Source organism: Hyphomonas sp., from assembly GCF_041398385.1.
Lineage (GTDB): Bacteria > Pseudomonadota > Alphaproteobacteria > Caulobacterales > Hyphomonadaceae > Hyphomonas.
Window position 1 is genome coordinate 751388 of sequence record NZ_JAWKUW010000001.1, and the last position, 18658, is coordinate 770045.

General features: G+C 64.8%; 20 protein-coding genes. 6 read left to right on the top strand and 14 right to left on the bottom strand.

Annotated features, from left to right (window positions below; all coding sequences use genetic code 11):
• The 3 genes from R3C13_RS03690 to R3C13_RS03700 form a co-directional block, all read right to left on the bottom strand.
• Positions 1-1218: an MFS transporter gene (locus tag R3C13_RS03690; RefSeq protein ID WP_371309642.1), complete on the bottom strand. Its 1218-nt coding sequence runs from the start codon at positions 1216-1218 to the stop codon at positions 1-3.
• A 161-nt stretch (positions 1219-1379) separates the two neighbouring features.
• Positions 1380-1982 carry a hypothetical protein gene (locus tag R3C13_RS03695; RefSeq protein ID WP_371309441.1) on the bottom strand — a complete coding sequence of 201 codons (603 nt, stop codon included), beginning with the start codon at positions 1980-1982 and terminating at the stop codon, positions 1380-1382.
• 95 nt (positions 1983-2077) lie between these two features.
• Complete coding sequence (locus R3C13_RS03700) at positions 2078-2947, bottom strand: ABC transporter permease (RefSeq protein ID WP_371309442.1); 870 nt, start codon at positions 2945-2947, stop codon at positions 2078-2080.
• A 273-nt stretch (positions 2948-3220) separates the two neighbouring features.
• Here R3C13_RS03700 and R3C13_RS03705 point away from each other — a divergent pair, with 273 nt between their 5' ends.
• The 4 genes from R3C13_RS03705 to R3C13_RS03720 all read left to right on the top strand — a co-directional run bounded on the left by R3C13_RS03705 (position 3221) and on the right by R3C13_RS03720 (position 6556).
• Positions 3221-3751, top strand: a complete 531-nt coding sequence (locus R3C13_RS03705) for a GcrA family cell cycle regulator (RefSeq protein ID WP_371309443.1) — start codon at positions 3221-3223, stop codon at positions 3749-3751.
• A 103-nt stretch (positions 3752-3854) separates the two neighbouring features.
• A complete protein-coding gene (locus tag R3C13_RS03710; RefSeq protein WP_371309444.1) occupies positions 3855-4259 on the top strand; it encodes a Fur family transcriptional regulator in 405 nt (134 codons plus the stop codon).
• Between the two features lie 109 nt (positions 4260-4368).
• Positions 4369-5160: a PhyR family response regulator anti-anti-sigma factor gene (locus tag R3C13_RS03715; RefSeq protein WP_371309445.1), complete on the top strand. Its 792-nt coding sequence runs from the start codon at positions 4369-4371 to the stop codon at positions 5158-5160.
• A gap of 49 nt (positions 5161-5209) precedes the next feature.
• Positions 5210-6556: an ATP-dependent RecD-like DNA helicase gene (locus tag R3C13_RS03720; protein WP_371309446.1), complete on the top strand. Its 1347-nt coding sequence runs from the start codon at positions 5210-5212 to the stop codon at positions 6554-6556.
• Positions 6557-6562: 6 nt separating this feature from the next.
• Here R3C13_RS03720 and R3C13_RS03725 read toward each other — a convergent pair whose 3' ends face one another.
• The 5 genes from R3C13_RS03725 to R3C13_RS03745 all read right to left on the bottom strand — a co-directional run bounded on the left by R3C13_RS03725 (position 6563) and on the right by R3C13_RS03745 (position 10134).
• A complete protein-coding gene (locus R3C13_RS03725) occupies positions 6563-7252 on the bottom strand; it encodes an RDD family protein (protein WP_371309447.1) in 690 nt (229 codons plus the stop codon).
• Between the two features lie 125 nt (positions 7253-7377).
• Positions 7378-7572: a hypothetical protein gene (locus tag R3C13_RS03730; protein ID WP_371309448.1), complete on the bottom strand. Its 195-nt coding sequence runs from the start codon at positions 7570-7572 to the stop codon at positions 7378-7380.
• A gap of 50 nt (positions 7573-7622) precedes the next feature.
• A complete protein-coding gene (locus tag R3C13_RS03735) occupies positions 7623-7853 on the bottom strand; it encodes a hypothetical protein (protein ID WP_371309449.1) in 231 nt (76 codons plus the stop codon).
• A 96-nt stretch (positions 7854-7949) separates the two neighbouring features.
• The gene (dut, locus tag R3C13_RS03740) at positions 7950-8405 is read right to left on the bottom strand and encodes a dUTP diphosphatase (protein ID WP_371309450.1); all 456 of its coding nucleotides are present in this window, start codon (positions 8403-8405) and stop codon (positions 7950-7952) included.
• 43 nt (positions 8406-8448) lie between these two features.
• Positions 8449-10134 (bottom strand): class I adenylate-forming enzyme family protein, encoded by a 1686-nt coding sequence (locus R3C13_RS03745; RefSeq protein ID WP_371309451.1) that lies wholly within the window; start codon positions 10132-10134, stop codon positions 8449-8451.
• A 210-nt stretch (positions 10135-10344) separates the two neighbouring features.
• Between R3C13_RS03745 and R3C13_RS03750 the strand changes: the two genes are divergently transcribed.
• Positions 10345-11097 carry a YdiY family protein gene (locus tag R3C13_RS03750; RefSeq protein ID WP_371309452.1) on the top strand — a complete coding sequence of 251 codons (753 nt, stop codon included), beginning with the start codon at positions 10345-10347 and terminating at the stop codon, positions 11095-11097.
• A gap of 106 nt (positions 11098-11203) precedes the next feature.
• On the opposite strand, the gene coaBC is transcribed toward R3C13_RS03750, so the two are convergent.
• From coaBC to R3C13_RS03775, 5 genes are all read right to left on the bottom strand, one after another.
• Positions 11204-12436: a bifunctional phosphopantothenoylcysteine decarboxylase/phosphopantothenate--cysteine ligase CoaBC gene (gene coaBC, locus R3C13_RS03755; RefSeq protein WP_371309453.1), complete on the bottom strand. Its 1233-nt coding sequence runs from the start codon at positions 12434-12436 to the stop codon at positions 11204-11206.
• A gap of 86 nt (positions 12437-12522) precedes the next feature.
• On the bottom strand, positions 12523-13710 hold the full coding sequence (locus R3C13_RS03760; protein WP_371309454.1) for a hypothetical protein: 1188 nt from the start codon (positions 13708-13710) through the stop codon (positions 12523-12525).
• A 96-nt stretch (positions 13711-13806) separates the two neighbouring features.
• Positions 13807-14196, bottom strand: coding sequence for a GFA family protein (locus tag R3C13_RS03765; protein ID WP_371309455.1), 390 nt, complete (start codon positions 14194-14196; stop codon positions 13807-13809).
• A gap of 44 nt (positions 14197-14240) precedes the next feature.
• A complete protein-coding gene (locus R3C13_RS03770; protein ID WP_371309456.1) occupies positions 14241-15755 on the bottom strand; it encodes an AarF/UbiB family protein in 1515 nt (504 codons plus the stop codon).
• 8 nt (positions 15756-15763) lie between these two features.
• A complete protein-coding gene (locus R3C13_RS03775; RefSeq protein ID WP_371309457.1) occupies positions 15764-16552 on the bottom strand; it encodes a class I SAM-dependent methyltransferase in 789 nt (262 codons plus the stop codon).
• Between the two features lie 48 nt (positions 16553-16600).
• On the opposite strand from R3C13_RS03775, the gene mutM reads away from it, so the two are divergent.
• Positions 16601-17446 carry a bifunctional DNA-formamidopyrimidine glycosylase/DNA-(apurinic or apyrimidinic site) lyase gene (gene mutM / locus R3C13_RS03780; RefSeq protein ID WP_371309458.1) on the top strand — a complete coding sequence of 282 codons (846 nt, stop codon included), beginning with the start codon at positions 16601-16603 and terminating at the stop codon, positions 17444-17446.
• Here mutM and R3C13_RS03785 read toward each other — a convergent pair.
• Positions 17443-18645, bottom strand: coding sequence for an FAD-dependent oxidoreductase (locus R3C13_RS03785; protein WP_371309459.1), 1203 nt, complete (start codon positions 18643-18645; stop codon positions 17443-17445). The genes mutM and R3C13_RS03785 overlap by 4 nt on opposite strands.
• Positions 18646-18658: the final 13 nt, after the last annotated feature.

The following is an 18658-nucleotide window of genomic DNA, read 5'->3' on the forward strand; positions in this document are numbered from 1 at the left end:
TCATGACGGGTCGCGCGCGGCCCTTTTAAGGGCGAAAGCTCCCAGCAGTACCGCGGCCAGGCCCGCAAATATGGCTCCGACGACAAAGGTCGCCGCCGCTCCGGCCCGGTCCCAGACCAAGCCCGCGAGAAGGCTCGACACCAGCATCGCGAGACCGGTCGCCAGGTTGAACAGGCCAAAGGCCGAGCCACGCAGCATCTCCGGTGCGCGTTCTGCGACGAGCTTGGAAAACAGTCCCTGCGTCAGCGCCAGGTGCAGACCCCAAAGCGCTATGCCGGCAAGCGCGCCCCAAACACCGGGGGCAATTGCAAGCGTCAGATCCGCGCCCATCAGAGTGCCGAGGCCGCACAAGAGAAGCGTTGACGGATGCGCACTGTCCGACCATGCCCCCGCCGGATAGGCGCCGACGGCGTAGACCACATTCATCACGACCAGCACCAGTGGCGCCAACGCCAGCGGCAGGCCCGCCTCATGCGTCTTGAGGACGAGGAACGCCTCGCTGAACCGCGCAAGGGTGAAGACGACACCGATCACGACGACGACCCAGTAAGCCCGGTCGAGACGGCGCAGATCCCTCCACCGGATCGGCGGCCTTGCCACCTCTTCATCGGTACCGGACACCCGGTCCTCAACGCCCAGCAAAACGCAAAGCACGGCTAAGGCGCCGGGAATGACGGCAAACCAGAAGACCATGCGCATATCATTTGCAAAGAGGGTCAGCAGGGCGATCGCCAGGAGCGGCCCGACAAACGCCCCAACCGTATCCATTGCCTGGCGCAGGCCGTAGGCTCGTCCACGGATCGCTTCAGGTGTTACATCCGCCACGAGGGCATCGCGCGGCGCGCCGCGCATTCCCTTGCCGATCCGATCGGCGAAGCGCGCCGTGAACACCATTGCGGGCGCGCCCGCCAGGGCGAAGAAGGGCTTGGATACCGCACCAAGCGCATAGCCGATCAGAATGAGTGGCTTTCGCCGCCCCAATCGGTCGGACAGGTAGCCGGAAAACACTTTGACGATGGCCGCGGTCGACTCGGCAACTCCCTCGATCAACCCGACCAGCGCCACGCTCGCGCCAAGACTGGCCGTGAGAAAGAGCGGCAACAGCGCATGGATCATCTCGGACGAGACGTCCATGAACAGGCTGACCAGTCCCAGCGCCCAGACCGTCCGCGGAATGCGTGGACGCTCTGTCGGCAAATCAGAAAGGCCTTTCTTCATGGCGCCGTGAATAGCGGCGAACGGGCGATCCGACAAATGCAATAATCGCCGCTCCCGCAGGCGGAAGTTACGATCGTCCGTATCCTGCACAAAAAGAAACCGCCTGAGCCCCCTCGGTCAGGCGGTTTCCCTCGTGCGACCCAGCCCCCTGGGTGGCGACACTAGTAGCGCAATGGCGACGGCTCCGGCGGCGGCGGGGTGGAAACCGGCGCTGTCGGCGAGCCCTTGATCAGCTCGTCCACCGGGGTGGGTGCCATGCTCGCATTGGCGCAGCAGCGCACCTGCATTTCCAGAACCTTGTCCTGGAAGCGGCATTGCTGGTCGTTGATTTCCCGCAGGATGGACGGGCCGCCGGCGCGATAAGTAAAGCGGGTCTGGGTGCAGCTCGTGACCGTATAGCCCGGCCGGCAGGTGCCGACATTCGACTGCTGGATGGTGCGGGTCTCGCACACGACGCTGTCGTCGCGGCTGGCTTTCGTCATGGCGGCCGAAGCGAGCTGGCGGGCCTCGTCCGCCGACGCCTGCGCGCGGGCAGCGGCGGCGCCGGCATCGTCTGCCACGGCGCGGGCCTGCGACAGGCGCATGTCGGTGTCAGCCAGAGCGACCGACTGGCCGTCGATCTCCACTTTCAGGCGGCACACGCCTTCATTCTTGTGATTGTCGGCGGCGCAGTATTCCGCGACCGTCTGCTGTTGCGGAATGGCCTGGCATCCTGCCAGCGCCAAGGCGAGCGCTGCGCCGGCGAAAAGTCTTGCGTGAGCCATGAGCGGCCTCCGTATGTCCTGCCCCGAGGCTGCATTACGGCCCTCCCCCGCAAGGGGGTCAACCATGCTCTCGTATCAGGGGAGTCCTGCTCGCTTTATGCCTTCAGCTTGTAACCGGACCGGAAAAGTGCCCAGACAGCGATCACCGAGACGAGCGAAAGCCCGCCCGTGTACAACACACCGGTCAGGATGGACGAGTTGGCGACGCCGAGGAAACCATAGCGGAACCCGTCGATCATGTAGAAGAACGGGTCGAGATGCGCCATCAACTGGAAGGGCGGTGTCATCACCTTGATGTCGTAGAATGTGCCGGACAGGAAGGTCAGCGGCACGATCACGAAATTGCTGACGGCGGAGAGATGGTCGAACTTGTCGGCCCAGATACCGCCGATGGCGCCAAGCGCACCCAGCACGATCGCCGCCGTCAGGCTGAACCAGACGATCGGCCAGACATGCGTGACCGACAGGTCCGCAAGGCCGCTCAGCTGGATGCCGATGGCGGAAATCGCCGCTACGATCAGCCCGCGCATGATCGCCCCGCCGAGGAAGCCGGCCGTCAGCTCCAGCGGTGACAGGGGCGGCATCAGGAAATCGACATAGGTGGCGTTGAACTTGGCCTGTACGAGGCTGGAACTCGTGTTCTGAAAGGCGTTCTGCAGGATCGCCATGATGATGAGGCCGGGGGCGAGGAAGTCGTTATAGCTGAGCCCCTCGAAATCGCCGGTGAGGTTGCCGCGGTCACCGAAGGCCAGTTTGAACACGGTCATGAACAGGAGCGTCGTGACGACGGGCGCAAGGACGGTCTGCATCCAGACCTTCATAAATCTGCCCACTTCGCGTTTAAATAAGGTCCACAGCCCCAGCCCGTTCATGGCGCCGTACTGGCGCACAAGGCGGCTGGCGGAGACAGACTGCGGCACGGAAGAGGCTGCGGCGGCGGTGATGGCAGGGTCGGTAGAACTCATGCGGCTCTATGTAGGGCCGATTCCAGCCTGGAGCGAGAAAAAAGGCGAGCGAGATTTTCTGAACCCAGCCCTGCAGGGTCGAATTCCACAGGTGCCGGCTTTTTAGCCACAAGATGTAGAAAGCCTGTGGAATGGCACTCCCGCATGTTGTGTTTCATTTCGCCCCTGATACGATATCTAGGTGCTGAGCGGGATGGCGTGTACCTGCCATCTCAACATATAGGGGCTGACGGGCTTGGGTAGCAGGCCTGCATCCAGCGGGAAGGTGAATACATGTCCTGGACTGAGGAACGGGTAAGTGCGCTCAAGAAACTCTGGGCTGAAGGCCATTCGGCCTCCCAGATCGCCAAGCAACTCGGCGGGGTCACCCGCAATGCCGTGATCGGCAAGGTTCACCGCCTTGGCCTGTCCGGCCGGGCGACGCCGTCGCGTCCGGTCAAGCGGCCGCCGCGCCTGGCACGGCCGAAGCCCCGGATCATGCCGGACGGGTCGGTCAAGGCACCCATGCCGGCCGCGCCGGAGCGGCCCGAAGTGCGCCTGCCGGAAGAGCGGCCCGCCGCCGCGCTGGCACCGCTGCCGCCGCTGCAGCTGGCCGATGGCGAACACGCCACCATCCTCACCCTGCGCGACTCCATGTGCAAATGGCCGATCGGCGATCCGGCCGATCCGAAATTCGCCTTCTGCGGCCGCAAGGCCGATTGCGGCCCGTACTGCGCCGAGCATGCCAAGGTTGCCTTCCAGCCGGCCCGCAAGCGCGACGCCCGCAAAGGGGAATATGACTACGTCCGCCGCATCGCCGGCTGATCCTTTCAGCCATCCGGCAGACATGAAAGCCCTCGGAGTTTCCGGGGGCTTTTGTCATGGCGCAGGCCTTGCCGCCTTTCCGCGGTCGCACTAGTTTTGCCGGATGTCGCGCTTCGATCCCTCTGCCTTTCTGGAGACCTGCGGCCTGCGGGCGACACGCCCCCGGCTGAAGATCGCCAGCATCCTGTTCGGGGATGGCAGGGACCGCCATGTCACCGCCGAATGGCTGGCGGAGGAAATCGCGAACCAGGGCGAGCCCGTGGCGCTGGCGACCGTCTACAACACGCTGCATTCGCTGGTTTCGGCAGGAGCGCTGCGGGAAGTTCGCGGTGCAAGTGCCGGCACGATCGTGTTTGACACGCACACCGCGCCGCACCATCACTTCTACGACGAGACGACTGGCGAGCTGACCGACATTGCGTCCGGCGAGCTGAGCGTCGCCGGAATTCCAGCGGCGCCCGCCGGCAAGACCATCGCCGGATGTGACATCATCATCCGCGTGCGGTGAATTGGTGCGAATTCGCATATGTGACTTTCGTCTGAAACGCAGCTCCCTTAAGAGATTATTCACTACAAGAAGCGCTCTGTTCTGTTGTAAAATTTACGGAGTGCGGATTTTGCTGGCCGATCTGATTTCCGGAGACCTGCCTTATCTTCGCCGCTACGCGCGCGCCCTTCTTGGCACGCGCAGCGCCGGAGACCTGGCGGTCGAGACGATGATAGAAACGCGCGTGCTGGCACTCCTCAACCGGGGCCAGACGCCGTCTTCAAGGCTGGAACTGTTCCGCGCGCTCGACGAAACGATCATGGAACAGCTGGGCGAAGGCACCCTGAACCAGCAGGTTCTCCGGATCATGGAGCAGATGACGACCGACGAGCGCCGCGCTGTCCTGCTCACGGCCGTCGAAGGCTTCAGCGTGTTCGAGACGGCCGACATCCTGTCGGTCTCGACCCGTTTCGTCGAGGACGCGCTGCTGTCCGCGGAATCCTCACTCAAATCCGCGCTCGCGACGTCTGTCCTGATCATCGAGGACGAATTCGTCATCGCTTCGGAACTCCGCGTGCTGGTCGAAGAAGCGGGCCACCGCGTTCTCGGGCTCGCGCCGACGCGGGATGCGGCCGTGCGCCTCGCCCGGACCGGCAAGCCGGGCCTCATCCTCTCTGACGAGGTGCTTGCAGACGGGTCGTCCGGGTCCGACGCCGTCGAGGAAATCCTCGCAATCCACGGCAGCGACATCCCGGTGATTTTCGTGACTGCCTTTGCCGAGCGCCTGTTGCAGGGCGGCGCGAAGGAGCCCGCCTATCTCATCACCAAGCCGTTCCAGCCACGCCAGGTCCGCGCCGTGGTGGAGCAAGCGGTAATCTCGTCGCTGATGCAGACGGCGCCATCCGCAGCGCTCGCCTCCTGAGGCGCTTTGCGGCCCTCGCCAGCCCGGTAAAAGCCCGCTAAGCGGGTTCATGGCCCGAAAGACGCCCGACACGCCCGAAGACATTTATGCCGCCCCGGCCGCGTGGGTCGCCTCAGGCGCCGGCGCTCAGGGCAACCTCTTCCTGACCGGCCGGGCCGGCACCGGCAAGACGACCCTGCTGCGCAAGTTCCTGAAACAGGCCGGCGACAGCGCCATCGTGCTGGCGCCCACTGGCGTTGCCGCCATGAATGCCGGCGGGCAGACGATCCATTCTTTCTTCAAATTCCCGCCACGCCTCATCGAACCGACGGACATCAAGCGCCTGCGCTCGCCCCGCCTCGTCAAGGCGATCGACACGATGATCATCGACGAAATTTCCATGGTGCGCTCCGACATGCTGGACGCGATCGACAAGTCGCTGAAGCTGAACCGGGGATCGAAGCGCCCTTTCGGCGGGATACGGATGATCCTGTCCGGGGACCTGCACCAGTTGCCGCCCGTCGTCTCCGGCGAAGAGGCGCCGATCCTGAAGGAACGCCATGGCGGCCAGTATTTTTTCAACTGCGCCGCCTTCCGCGACGCCGAGTTCGCCCTGCTCGCCCTGAAACATGTCTTCCGCCAGGAAGACCCGCGCTTCCTGGCCCTGCTCGGCGCGCTGCGCACGGGGCGTGTGACACCGTCGGACGAAGCCATCCTGCGCAGCATTGTCTCGCCGCGCTCGGCCGTCGAAGCGTCCGAAACCCATGTCGTGCTGACGCCTAACAATGCCAATGCCTTCCGCATCAACCAGGCGCGTCTCGACGGGCTGACGACACGGTCGAAGACGTATGAAGCCGAAGTCCAGGGCCAGTTCGACGAAAAGAGCTTTCCCACCGAAGCCGACCTTGAGCTGAAGGAGGGCGCCCGCGTCATGCTGATCAAGAACGATCCGGAAGGCCGCTGGGTCAACGGGTCGCTCGCCACCGTTGCCGGCTTCTCAGGCAAGGGCGTGATCGTCGCCATCGAGGACGAACTCTATGAGATCGAGCCTTCGGCCTGGGAAAAATACCGCTACGAGCTTGATCCCGAGACCAAGAAGGTGAAACGCGAAGTTGTCGGCACGTTCAAGCAGGTGCCGCTGCGCCTTGCCTATGCCGTGACCATCCACAAGGCGCAGGGCCTGACGCTGGACAAGGTCTACATCGATTTCGACCATGGAATGTTCGCACACGGACAGGCCTATGTCGCTTTCTCGCGGGCCCGCACGCTGGAGGGCCTGGAGATCAGCCGGCCCCTGCGCCCGCGCGATCTGGTTCTGGACCGGGACGCTTTCGCCTTCGGCAAGCTCGACCCGATCGAAGATACGGACGCCTATCTCCTCGCAAAGTTCGCCAAGGACGACAGCGTCCTGATCTGAGCTGCGTCAGGCAAACGCCTCGACGTAGCCGGCGGCCGATACGGCCCGCGTGCAGACCTGCGTGCTGGCGACGAAGTCATGGACGCACTTCTTGTCCTTGTTGAACGCGCCCATCATGTAACCGGCATAGAAAGGCAGCACGTTCGCCGCCGACCGGCCGAGGGTTTCGCGCAGAATGATCTGGCCCAGGCCCGGCTTGCCGCCATGCTTGTCCGTCACGATGATGCCCATCGCCATCTTGCCGAGCGTCGCCTGCAGGACGGAAGCCTGCATGGTGATCGAATAGACGAGGCTGATCACCATGAACATCAGTGTGTACATGAGGAAGTCGGCGCTGGCGGCGAGTTCTTCCATGCTGCCCTTTTCCGCTTCGATATAAGTACCGACTGTGGCAAGCGCGGCGCCGCCGCTGAACAGGATCACAAGCGCCCAGCCTGCAAGTTCGTCGATCAGTTTGGCGATGATGCGACGCCAGAACACTGGCTTGCCGCCAGAAACGCCCTGGCTCTTCGGCGCCGTATAGGAGGGCGCGGCATCGAACGGCGTGTCTGCCCTGCTGCGTTCGGAATTGAGGAAGGAAAGCGCCTGAGGCGATAGCTCCGGCTGGCGCGGCGCGTTTCCGCGCACGATGGGTGCTTTTTTCTTTCCGAATGCGGCCGGGGCCGCGGAAGTCTTTTTCCCGAACGTCGCGCTCATGCCCGTATCTCCCCGTCCACTCTGGCATGACGGGGAATAGCCCGGCGATTTAAATATCAGGTGCGCCGTGGCGGCCGAATTGGCCTTTTCGGATTAACCTTGCCTTTGACCGGACCGATCGGGCCTTACAGCTTGTCGAACCGTCCGCGCAGGATGCGGTCCTCATCGGTCAGCAGCTTTTCCAGAGCCTCCACCCGCTCGCGCAGCTGCGCGATTTCCATGTCCTGGCGCGGGTCGGCGGCCGAGACCTCGGACTTGCGCACCATGGACGCAAAGATCAGGAACAGGGCGAGCAGCGCAAAAGGATAAAGCACGGGCATGGGATCTCATCTCCTGTTCTGGTTTGGTGGGCTCGGTTCACTGGGTTGGCTCAGGCGAGCCGGGAAATCTCCTCGCGCAGGCGCTGGTCACCATCGGTGACAATCTTTTCAAGCACGCGGACACGCTCCTTCAGGCGGGCGACCTCATCGGTCATGCGCTGGAACTCCACATCCGACGCGCGGTCATTGGCCCGCATTTCCCTGAAGCGCATGTGATCGCGCCAGGCTTTGGTTCCAAAAACGATCGCCACGATGACGACAACCATCTGAAACGGATCCATTTACCCCGTCCTCCTACTCATATCGACAAACGATATATGGGAATGCCTGAACAGGCATTCAAGAAAAATCGCATGGAATCCGGAAAACGGAAAGGATCAGCGCCCGGTGGAGCCGAAGCCCCCTGCTCCGCGGGCGGTCTCGTCGAGGGCGTCGACGGCTTCCCAGGCAAGCTGCGTCACCGGGGCGAGGACCAGCTGAGCGATGCGTTCGCCACGCGCAATAGTGAAGGGCTCTTGGCCGAGATTGATCAGGATGACCTTGATCTCGCCGCGATAGTCGCTGTCGATCGTGCCCGGCGTGTTGAGGCAGGTCAGGCCGTGCTTGGCCGCAAGGCCGGAACGTGGGCGCACCTGGATCTCATAGCCCAGCGGGATCGCCACGCTGAGCCCGGTCGGCACCATCGCCCGTTCGCCCGGCGCCAGCACCATTGGCTCGCCTTCCGGAACCGCAGCACGCACATCCATGCCGGCCGAGCCCACCGTCTCATAGGCAGGCAGCTGGAGGCCCTCGAAATGGGGCAGCGGGCAGACGGCAACAGTGACGTTTTTCATCGTGCGAGCGGTTGCGGGAGTCGCCGCCCCAAGTCAAGCGGCCCTAGGCGGGACTCAGCCGCTCGCGCAGGTCGCGCTTCAGGAACTTGCCGCTGGCATTGCGGGGCAGCGGTTCGCCAAGGAACCAGATGTAGCGCGGCACCTTGTGCTTCGCCATGATGCCGAGGCAATGCGCGCGCAACGCTTCGTCGGTCAGTGTTTCGCCCGGCTTCAGCACGACGGCCGCGCCGACTTCCTCGCCAAGCCGTTCATCCGGCACGCTGAAGACACAACACTCCGCCACCGCCGGGTGGCGATAGATCGCCGCCTCGACTTCAGCGCAATACACGTTCTCTCCACCCCGCAGGACCATGTCCTTCTTGCGGTCGACGATAAAGATGAACCCGTCTTCGTCGATGCGCGCGATGTCACCGGTATGAAGCCATCCGTCCGTGATGGAGGACGCCGTTGCCTCCGGACGGTTGATGTAACCCTTGATGACCGAGGATCCCTTCACCCAGAGCTCTCCCACTTCTCCCGGCGGGACGGTATCGCCCGTCTCGTCAACGCATTTCACTTCAAAGCTCGGCATTGCGGGCCCGGCACTGTCCGGCTTGTCGACGAAGAAGTCGGCGGCGACAGACGTGATGATCCCGCAGGTCTCGGTCATGCCATAGCCGGTATTGGGCCGGGCCGTCGCGACCTTCTGGTCGATGCCATGTACCAGGTCCGGCGGCAACTGGGCCCCTCCACCACCCAGGATAAGCAGGCTGGACGTATCGGTGCTGGCAAACTCCGGATGATTGATCAGCTCCCGGGCCATGACCGGAACACCGCTCATACCGGTGATCCGATGGCGTTCGATCAGGCGCAAGGCTTCGCCGGCATCCCACCTGTACATCAGCACCAGGGCACCGCCCGCCGCTGTCGCGGCATAGGCGGCGCAATTATTGGCCGTCACATGAAACAAGGGTGTGGTGATCAGCGTCACCGGGATCGGCGGCTCGGCTGGCGGGTCCATGCCCGTGGCCCGCTGCGTCGCCAGCGCCGACGAGGCCGAAGAATACATCATGTTCCAGAGATTGGAGACACAGCCCCGGTGGGTCAGCTGTGCCCCCTTTGGAAATCCCGTCGTCCCCGACGTGTAGAAGATGCAGGCATCGGAATCCGGATCGACGGCGACGTCAGGCAAGTGACCGTCCTGTGCAATCGTGTCCCCCCACTGGATGAGCCCGGCAGGCAGGTCCGGAACCCGTATGCCGATCACTTTGATCCCGGCGGCCATATCCGGACGTTCCTGCAGGCGGGCCAGGCGTTCAGAATCGACGAACAGGATCTTCGGCTCGGAATCCTTAAGCGCGTACTCCATTTCCTCCGCGGTCCACCAGGCATTCATGCCAACCACTGTCACGCCCGAGGCAAGGCCCGCCCAGTAAATCAGCATCCATTCCGGATAGTTGCGCATGGACAGCGCGATGCGGTCGCCGGGCTTCACCCCCTGCGCGGCCATCCACGCCGCAAGTGCGTTCACCGCGCGATGAGCCTGCGCATATGTGATGCGTTCGTCTTCATAGAGCAGATAGGGCCGCTCACCGAAGGCCGCCGTCGACAGCCAGACCTCACGGACACTTGGATGGGCGTGCCGGAAGGTCCGGATCCTGTTGCCCAGCACCTCGGCCTCGACAATCTCGAACGGACCACCAGGCCTTGTCAGCTCCTCATGCGCCTTGCGCAACTCTGAATAGTGCATCCCGCTCCCCTGATCCTGTTTTGTGTATTTGCTGCCGATCATGCACACAAACCGACCGGAAGGAACGCATCGCGCCGGGGCAAGGTGCGGCGACACCCCCGTTCCCCGGAGGGCGGCCGCCCCAGATGAACGCAAGTTGAATTGCGGGTTGCGCCTCTGTTCAGGTTCCACGCCCCTTATCACGCACACCAACCAATGGGGTTCCAATCTATGAATAAGTTTCTCCTCGCACTCGTGGCGTTTGGATGCGTCGCCAGCATGTCGCACGCGGAAGACGGCGCATCCGGCTGGACCGGCGAAGGCTCGCTCAGCGCCGGCTTCACAACCGGCAACACGGAGACCAAGGATCTTGGCCTCGGCCTCAAACTGAACAAGGAAGCCGGCGTCTGGACCTATGGCCTCGAAGCGGCAGCCGATTATGGCGAAATCGACGGCCTGGAATCGAAGAACCGTCTCTTCGCCGGCCTCAATGTCGACCGCGCCATCAATGACAAGCTGTTCGGCTTCGGCCGCGTCTCGCACGAGCGTGACGAATTCACCGGCTTCGAATCGCGCAGCTTCGTCGGCGGCGGCCTCGGCTATCACATCTATGACGGCGACAAGGTGAAGTGGACCGTGCGCGGCGGCCCCGGTCTCAAGATCGACGAGGTCCGCGCCTATGATACGGTTGACGTGAACAATCTGCCGGTCACCGTGCCGGCGGAAACGGTCAACTCCTTCGGCGCCGTTGCGGGCTCGGAATATTCCTACACCTTCAATGACAATGTCAGCTTTTCCAACACGACCGGCGTTCTCTACGCGAAGGAGTCGACCCAGCTGACCAACTCGGCCGCGCTGACGGCTGCGCTGACCAGCAAGATCTCGGCCCGCGTCTCGTTCGACGTGCGCCACGACACGGACCCGCCTATCGGGTTCGAATCCACAGACACGGCAACACGGGTTTCACTCGTCTACGCCTTCTGAGACCCGGAACCGGTCCGGGCCAAGGGGACGTAAGCCCGGATGGGACACTCCGGCGGGGCGGCGTGGGATGACGCCGCCCCATTTCTTTGCCGGTCATGCAATGGGTTTATTCCGCTGCTAGGCTGAGATCGCCGTCGAGGCCGGGCAGCGTGTCGGCGATTTTCTTCGCAAGCCGCCGGGCGACCTCACCCTTGTCCATGCGCGGCCAGCGTTCGGTGCCAGCCCGCGTCACAAGCGCCACTTCGTTCTCCGCTCCGCCCATCACGTCGCCGGAGACGTCATTGGCGACGATCCAGTCGCATCCCTTGCGCTTCAGCTTCGCTTCAGCGTGTTCCTCGACATCATTGGTTTCAGCCGCAAAGCCGATCACCAGCGCCGGGCGGTTCTTGCGCTTGTTCGAGACGGTCCTGAGAATATCGGGGTTCTCGGCGAGTTCCATCGCAGGCGCCGAACTGCCGGCGCCCTTGATTTTCAGCTTTTTCGTGGCCGCCCGGGCCGGGCGCCAGTCCGCGACAGCGGCAACCGACACGAAAACATCAGCCGGCAGAGCATCCTCCACCGCCTTCAGCATCTGCCGCGCGGTTTCGACCTTCACCAGCTCCACACCTAGCGGCGGCGCAATAGCCACCGGCCCAGAAACCAGCGTCACCCGCGCGCCAAGCCCCGCCAGCGCACCGGCAATGGCGTAGCCCTGCTTGCCGGAAGAATGGTTCGACAGAAAGCGCACCGGGTCGAGCGGCTCGCGCGTCGGCCCGGCCGTGACGAGGCAATGCACGCCTGCCAGCGCGCCGCTGCCCTCCCCCGCGAGGGCCCGTTCGATTTCCGCGACAATCGCCGGCACTTCGGGCAGGCGGCCGGGGCCAAACTCGCCACAGGCCATGGCGCCCTCGTCGGGTTCCATGACCGTCACGCCATCGGCGCGCAGTTGGGCGACGTTGCGCCGGGTCGCTGCGTGCTGCCACATGCGCACATTCATCGCGGGCACCATCAACACCGGTTTGTCCGTCGCAAGCAGCGTGGTGGAGGCGAGGTCATTCGCATGGCCATGCACGGCCTTGGCCATCAAATCTGCCGTCGCCGGGCAGACGACAATCAGGTCCGCAGATCGCGAAAGCTGGATATGACCCATCTCCGCCTCGTCATCGAGATCGAAGAGATCGGTAAACACTTTTTCGCCTGAGAGCGCCGAAACCGAAAGCGGAGTAACGAAGTGTGACCCGCCATCCGTCAGGATGCAGCGGCTGCCAACGCCACGCCGCCCGAGCTCGCGGATCAGCTCAAGGCTCTTATAGGCAGCGATTCCGCCGCCAATGATCAGGAGGATGCGTTTGTCGCTCATCTGTCCCGTTAAGGCTGTCTGAGCCCTTCCTTACAGCAGAATCCTTGCCATGCCCCCATGAAAACCGCGTGAAAACAGCGTTACCGTTAAGGATTGACGCGGATCGTCTTCGGCTTCGGGCGGAAGGCATCCGGCTCCACGACGACTTCGGTGCCATATCTCGTGGCCGTCGTGTTGGGGCCGGGGCCGACGCGCACCACCTTCATCTGCTGCGATGGCGCGGCCGGCAGCGGTGCGGCCGCAGGCGGCGCAACGCGCGAACGCTCGACGCTTGCCTCGCCCGACCGGATCACCCGCACGCCGGAGGCCTGTGCCGCCGCCGGGGCAGCTGTGATCGGCGCCAGCTTCACCACTTTCGTCGGGCTGGTTTCGTACCGCATGGCAGGCGCACCCGAGAGGCGCGGCACGGCCTGCGGCGAGGATTGCGGCGCAGGCGCGCGCGGAAGACGCACCGGCTCCGGCGAAGCCTGGGTCTTGCGGAGCGGCCCGGCAATCGGTGCCGGGGCGGGCTGGAGAACAGGTTTCGTCACGGGCCGGGGCGCCGGAACAGGCGCGGCTTCCGGCGGCGGAGCTGGCTGAGGCAAAGGGCGCGCGGCAGGGACAGAGACAGAAACCGGGACGGGCGCCGGGCGCGGTTGCGGCGCGGGAGCCGCAACGGGCACAGGCGCTGGGGCCGGCTGCGGTTTTGGCGCAGGCGCTGGCACGGGCTGGGGCGCAGAGCGGCTGACTGGCGCCGCAGCTGCCGGAACTGACACAGGCTTTGGCGCGGGGTCAGGGATCCCGATGCCGGCCGGCAGCGGCCTGGCCTCGGCCGGCGCATTGGCAGCCGCTACCGCCGCAGCCGCGACGGCGGCCGAAGACGTGGAAATCGGCTCGGCTGGCGGCGGGGCCATCGCCGGCACGGACACGGGCATTGGCGCGGGAACCGGCGCAGGTGCGGGTGCCGGTGCCGGTGCTGGAGACGATACGGGGATGGGTGCGGGCGCCGGCGGCTCGGGTTTTGGGACGGGTTCCACAACCGGCGCCACAACCGGGGCTACAACCGGTGCAGGCGCGCTCTTGCGGGCGGGATACCAGCTCGCTTCACCTTCGGGGCGCTGCGGATACCAGTTGGCGTCACCATCGTCTTCGGGTTCGGCGGCTTCGGCATCGCGGTCCGGATACCAGCCATTGTCAACTTCCGGGCGCTGCGAATACTCGACCGTCTGCGCCAGCGCAGCGGGCGCTGCACCGAGCGCACCGGCGGCGAGACACGCGGCAAGGAGGGCCTTCATGGGCGGTCCTTTCTTCAGGGCTGGGCCAGCCTAATGCAAACAGGCCGCCTCCATAACCCCCTACCCCTTACAGTAGCGTTCACGTCTGGCGGGACGTCATGTTCGCGAGGAAGTCGGACACTGCCTCGGTCTCGCCCCCGTCCGCTCACCCGGAATGCTCTCGCAGAATTCGACAAAGGGGATCTTCGATTCCAGGCCGTACTGGTGGCTGATGGGGGCGTCTTCAGGATGGTCGAGGCTGCCGATGGTCACATACTGCCTTGCATCGGGCAGGTCGCAGGTGAAGCCGAGCGGAGTGCCGCAGGCACTACAGAAAGCGCGCTTGGCCAAATTGGAACTCCAGAATTCCTCCGGCGGAGCCGCCGTCCAGCGGATCTGGTCCTTCTTCGCGCCGACCAGCGCAGCAAACAAGCCCCCGGTCGCCTTCTGGCACATGCGGCAATGACAGACATGGGACTGTTCCAGAACGTCCATTTCGTAGCGCACGCGGCCGCACTGGCAGCCGCCTGCGTGAGGCGTGAGAGCCCCTCCTATTTGAAGGCCCATACTGCCAGACCGGCCAGTACCGCGACGAGCCCGAACCAGCCCCACCAGGGCGCAAAACGTTCCTTCAGTGGCGGCGGGATGTCTGCCGTCTCATGCTCCATGAAGGCTTCGAACCGGTCCATGACTTCCGGCAGCCGCTTCAGCCGGTTCGTCACTTCACGGACATTGTCCGCAACCAGCTTCGCCGCCCCCTGCGGGCCGAAGCTCTTTCTGATCCAGCCTTCGACGACGGGTTCCGAGGCGTTCCAGATATTGTGCGCCGGGTCGATCGCCCGCGCGACGCCTTCCACCTGCACCATCGTCTTCTGCAACAGGACCAGCTCCGGGCGCAGCGACATGCCGAATGTGTGCGTGTAGTCGAACAGCTGCAACAGCACCCGGCCCATCGAGACGTCCTCGGCCGGCTTGCCATGGATCGGCTCGCCAATCGTGCGCAGCGCCTGTGCGAAATCCCCCACCGACTGTGTCGACGGCACATAGCCCGCCTCGAAGTGAACCTCCGCGACGCGCACATAGTCGCGCTTCAGGAAGCCCCAGAGAATTTCCGCGAGAAACCGCCGCTCGGTCATGCCGATGCGGCCAATGATGCCGAAATCGACGAGGCCAATCTTTCCCTCCGGCGTCAGGATCAGGTTGCCTTCATGCATGTCGGCATGGAAGACGCCATGCTCGATGGCATTGGTGAGGAAGCCGCGGGTGATATCGTTCGCCAGCGCCTTGCGGTCGATGCCGGGCTGGTCCAGGGCCTTCGGGTCGGTCAGCGGCGTGCCCGCGACCCAGCCGGTCGTCAGCACACGGCGCCCGGTCCGGTCCCAGTCCACTTTCGGAACCTGGAAATAGCCGTTCTTCTCGCTCAGCGCGCGCATCTCGTCGGCCCCGCCGGCTTCAAGGCGAAGATCGGTCTCGCGCATCATGGCGGTGGCGATGGTCTCGGTGAAGGCGACGGGCTTCAGGCGGCGGCTCTCTGCGGAGACCCCTTCGATGGTGCGCGCCGCGCGCTTCATCGCGGAAAGTTCCTTTGTCAGCTGCTCCTCGATCTTCGGGCGCAGGATCTTCACCGCGCGCGGGCCATCCGGCAGGTCGAGCCGGTGCACCTGCGCCAGCGAAGCTGCCGCAACCGGCTCCGAAAGGTCCGGGAACAGACGGTCTGCTTCAGCCGCGCCAAACTCCGCCGCCAGCGCCGCGCGCGCCGCCTTCATCGAGAAGGGCGGTAGCTTGTCTTTCAGGCGGTCAAGGTCGGACGTGACTTCGGAGCCGAACACGTCCGGCCGCGTCGCCAGGAACTGGCCGAGCTTGATATAGGCGGGCCCAAGGCCCTCCAGCGCGCGCGCCAGCCGCTGGCCGGGCCGTCCCCTCGCTCCACCGCCGAAGAGGCGCAGCACGCGACCCGCAATCCGCGCCGGGATCGGCAGGCGCGACTGGTAATCCGACGGCAGGATGACGTCATGCCGCGCCAGCGCCACGCCCGCGCGCATCAGGCGCCGGTAATCCCCGATCATGCCCATCCCTACACAGCCCAGCCGAAATGCAGCGCAGCAATGCCGCCGGAATAATTGGTCACCGACACATTGGAAAAGCCCGCGCCCTCGATCTCCTTCCGGAAAGTCTCCTGGTCGGGAAACTTGCGGATGGATTCGACCAGATACTGGTAGCTGTCCTTATCGCCCGCCACGAGGCTGCCGAGCTTCGGAATCACGTTGAAGGAATAGGTGTCATAGGCCTGCTGCAGCGCCGGCACGGTCATGTGACTGAATTCCAGCACCGCCAGCCGGCCGCCCGGCTTCAGCACGCGACGGAATTCCCTGAGCCCCGCGACCCGGTCGGCGAAATTGCGGATGCCGAACGACACCGTCACCGCATCGAAGCTCTTGTCCGCCCATGGCAGGTTCTGCCCGTCGGCGCACACCCAATCGAGGCGGCCCGCCCATTTCGCATTATCGGGCCGCGCCTTGCCGGCCTCCAGCATCGCATCGTTGATGTCGGAGACGATGGCCGTCGCGGGCTTGTCCACGCCGCGCCGCTTGCCGGCCTTGTCAGCCAGTTCCAGGAAGGCGCGCGCGAGCTCGCCCGTGCCGCCGGCCACGTCCAGGTGGCGCTCCCCCGGCTGCGGGTTCACGCGGTTCATCGCGTCATGCTTCCACAGGCGGTGCACGCCGGCTGACATGAGATCGTTCATCAGATCGTAGCGCGAAGCGACCGATCGGAACACGCCCTTCACGCGCGCGACCTTCTCGGCTTCCGTCACCTCTTCGAAACCGAAGGAGACCTTGCGTTCTGTTCCAGGCTCTGCAGACATGCGCGCCACCATAGTTAGCCCGATCCATATAGGCCATATGCGATAACCATGCCTGAATTGCCTGAAGTCGAGACAGTTCGCCGCGGCCTCGCGCCAGTGCTGGAGGGCCGGCGGATCGTTTCGGTGAAACAGAACCGGCCGGACCTGCGCTTCCCCTTCCCCGAGAACTTTGCCAAGCGGCTGAAGGGCCAGACCGTGATCCGGCTCGGGCGGCGGGCCAAATTCCTCGCCGCGGAGCTCTCGTCCGGTGAAGTGCTGGTGATGCACCTCGGCATGACGGGCCGGTTTACCGTGAGCGGCGGGCAGCTTGCCGCGTTCCATCACCAGACCGGCACCGACCGGGTGCATGACCATGTCGTGCTGACCACCGATGACGGCCACACCATCACCTATAACGATCCGCGCCGGTTCGGCTTCATGGAACTCTGGCCGGCGCAGTCGTTCGAGGCATATCCAAGGTTAATCGCGATGGGGCCGGAGCCCCTGAGCAATCGCTTTTCCGCCGCCTATCTGGACGAGACCCTGAAAGGCAAGAAGGCGCCGATCAAGGCGGCGCTGCTCGACCAGTCGGTCATCGCGGGCCTCGGCAACATCTATGTCTGCGAGGCCCTCTGGCGCGCGAAGATCTCGCCGAAACGCCTCTCCGCCAGCATCCCCGGCAAGCGCGCCGCACGCCTCGCCCCGGTCATCAATGAGGTGATCGCCGAAGCCATCGAGGCCGGCGGCTCCTCCATCTCGGACTTTGCCAGCGCCAGCGGGGAACTCGGCTATTTCCAGCACCGCTTCGCCGTCTATGACCGGGAGGGCGAGGCCTGCCCGGCCTGCGGCACCACGATCCGGCGCCTCGTCCAGTCCGGCCGCTCCACCTTCTACTGCCCCGACTGCCAGCGCTAGCGCGCGGGCTTCAGGCCGAGCTTTTGCAGCGGCGACCCCACCGCCCCGGACACCATCGCCGCCAGCAGTTTCGGCGCCGGCCAGACCCGGCTGAGCGGTGCGGCCGCCCTGTCGCGCAGCCAGGGCAGCACACGAGAGTCCGACTGGTAGACCGGCGTGAACATCCAGCTCATCGTCTGGAACAGGCGCACATGCAGCGCGCGCATCCGGACAAAGCTGCGCAACCGGTCATGCATGTCACCGGTCTGTGCGACGGCGCGCGACAGGGCCCAGGCGTCAAGCAAGGCCATGTTCGCCCCCTGCCCCAGCTGAGGGCTGGTCGAATGCCAGGCATCTCCGATATGCACCAGCCGGTCCTGCACCGCGGGCCAGTGCGTGCGATGGGCATAGCGCGCAAATGTCAGATCATCATGCGAGGTGACCAGTGCGAGCAGGCTTTCGGTCTCCGGCCAGAGCGCGAGCGCCTGCGCTTTCCAGTCCTCAAGCGGCAGGGCCTTCCATGCAGTGTAGTCTCCGGCGCGGATCGACCAGAAATAAGTGACCGTCTGAGGCCCCTCGGGCGTTGCCCGGCCAGACGGCATGACGCCCGCCATCTTGCGCGCGCCTTCGTAGCGCTGTTCCAGCGCATCCGGCCTGAAAGCGCCATCCTCCGGCAGCGGCAGCGTCGCCCAGAGCGCGCGGTAGGGCAGCTTGTGGCGCGGCAGGTTCGACAGCGGCGAGCGCACACCGAGCGCATCGACCACGAGGTCGAACGGGCCGAGCACCTTCCCTTCCCCGGTCGTCAGCATGCCCTGCGATGCCCCGGCATTGAGGATCCGCGTTCCCGGCACAATCGTCGCCCCCGCCGTCAGGGCCGCCTCATACACAAGGGCAAACAGGACCGGCCTCAGGATGGCAACGCCCTTGAGGCCCGGCCGCAGCGCTTCATAGCGCACATCCAGAACGGTCCGCCCGGTTCCCGCCGCCACGCCCCAGAGCCGGTGAATGTCGACCCCCAGCATTTCGGCCGCCGGGCGCAGGCCCAGCTCCGACAGCACGCAGAGCCCCGTTTCCTGCAGGATCAGGCCCGAGCCGACCGGCCCCGGCGCTTCGAACTGGTCATACACCGTGACCGCGTGTCCCTGCCGCGCAAGGAACGCTGCCGCCGCAAGGCCGCCGATCCCGGCCCCGGCAATCGCGATGTTCAGTCCGTCCGACAAAGTAAGTTCCCTT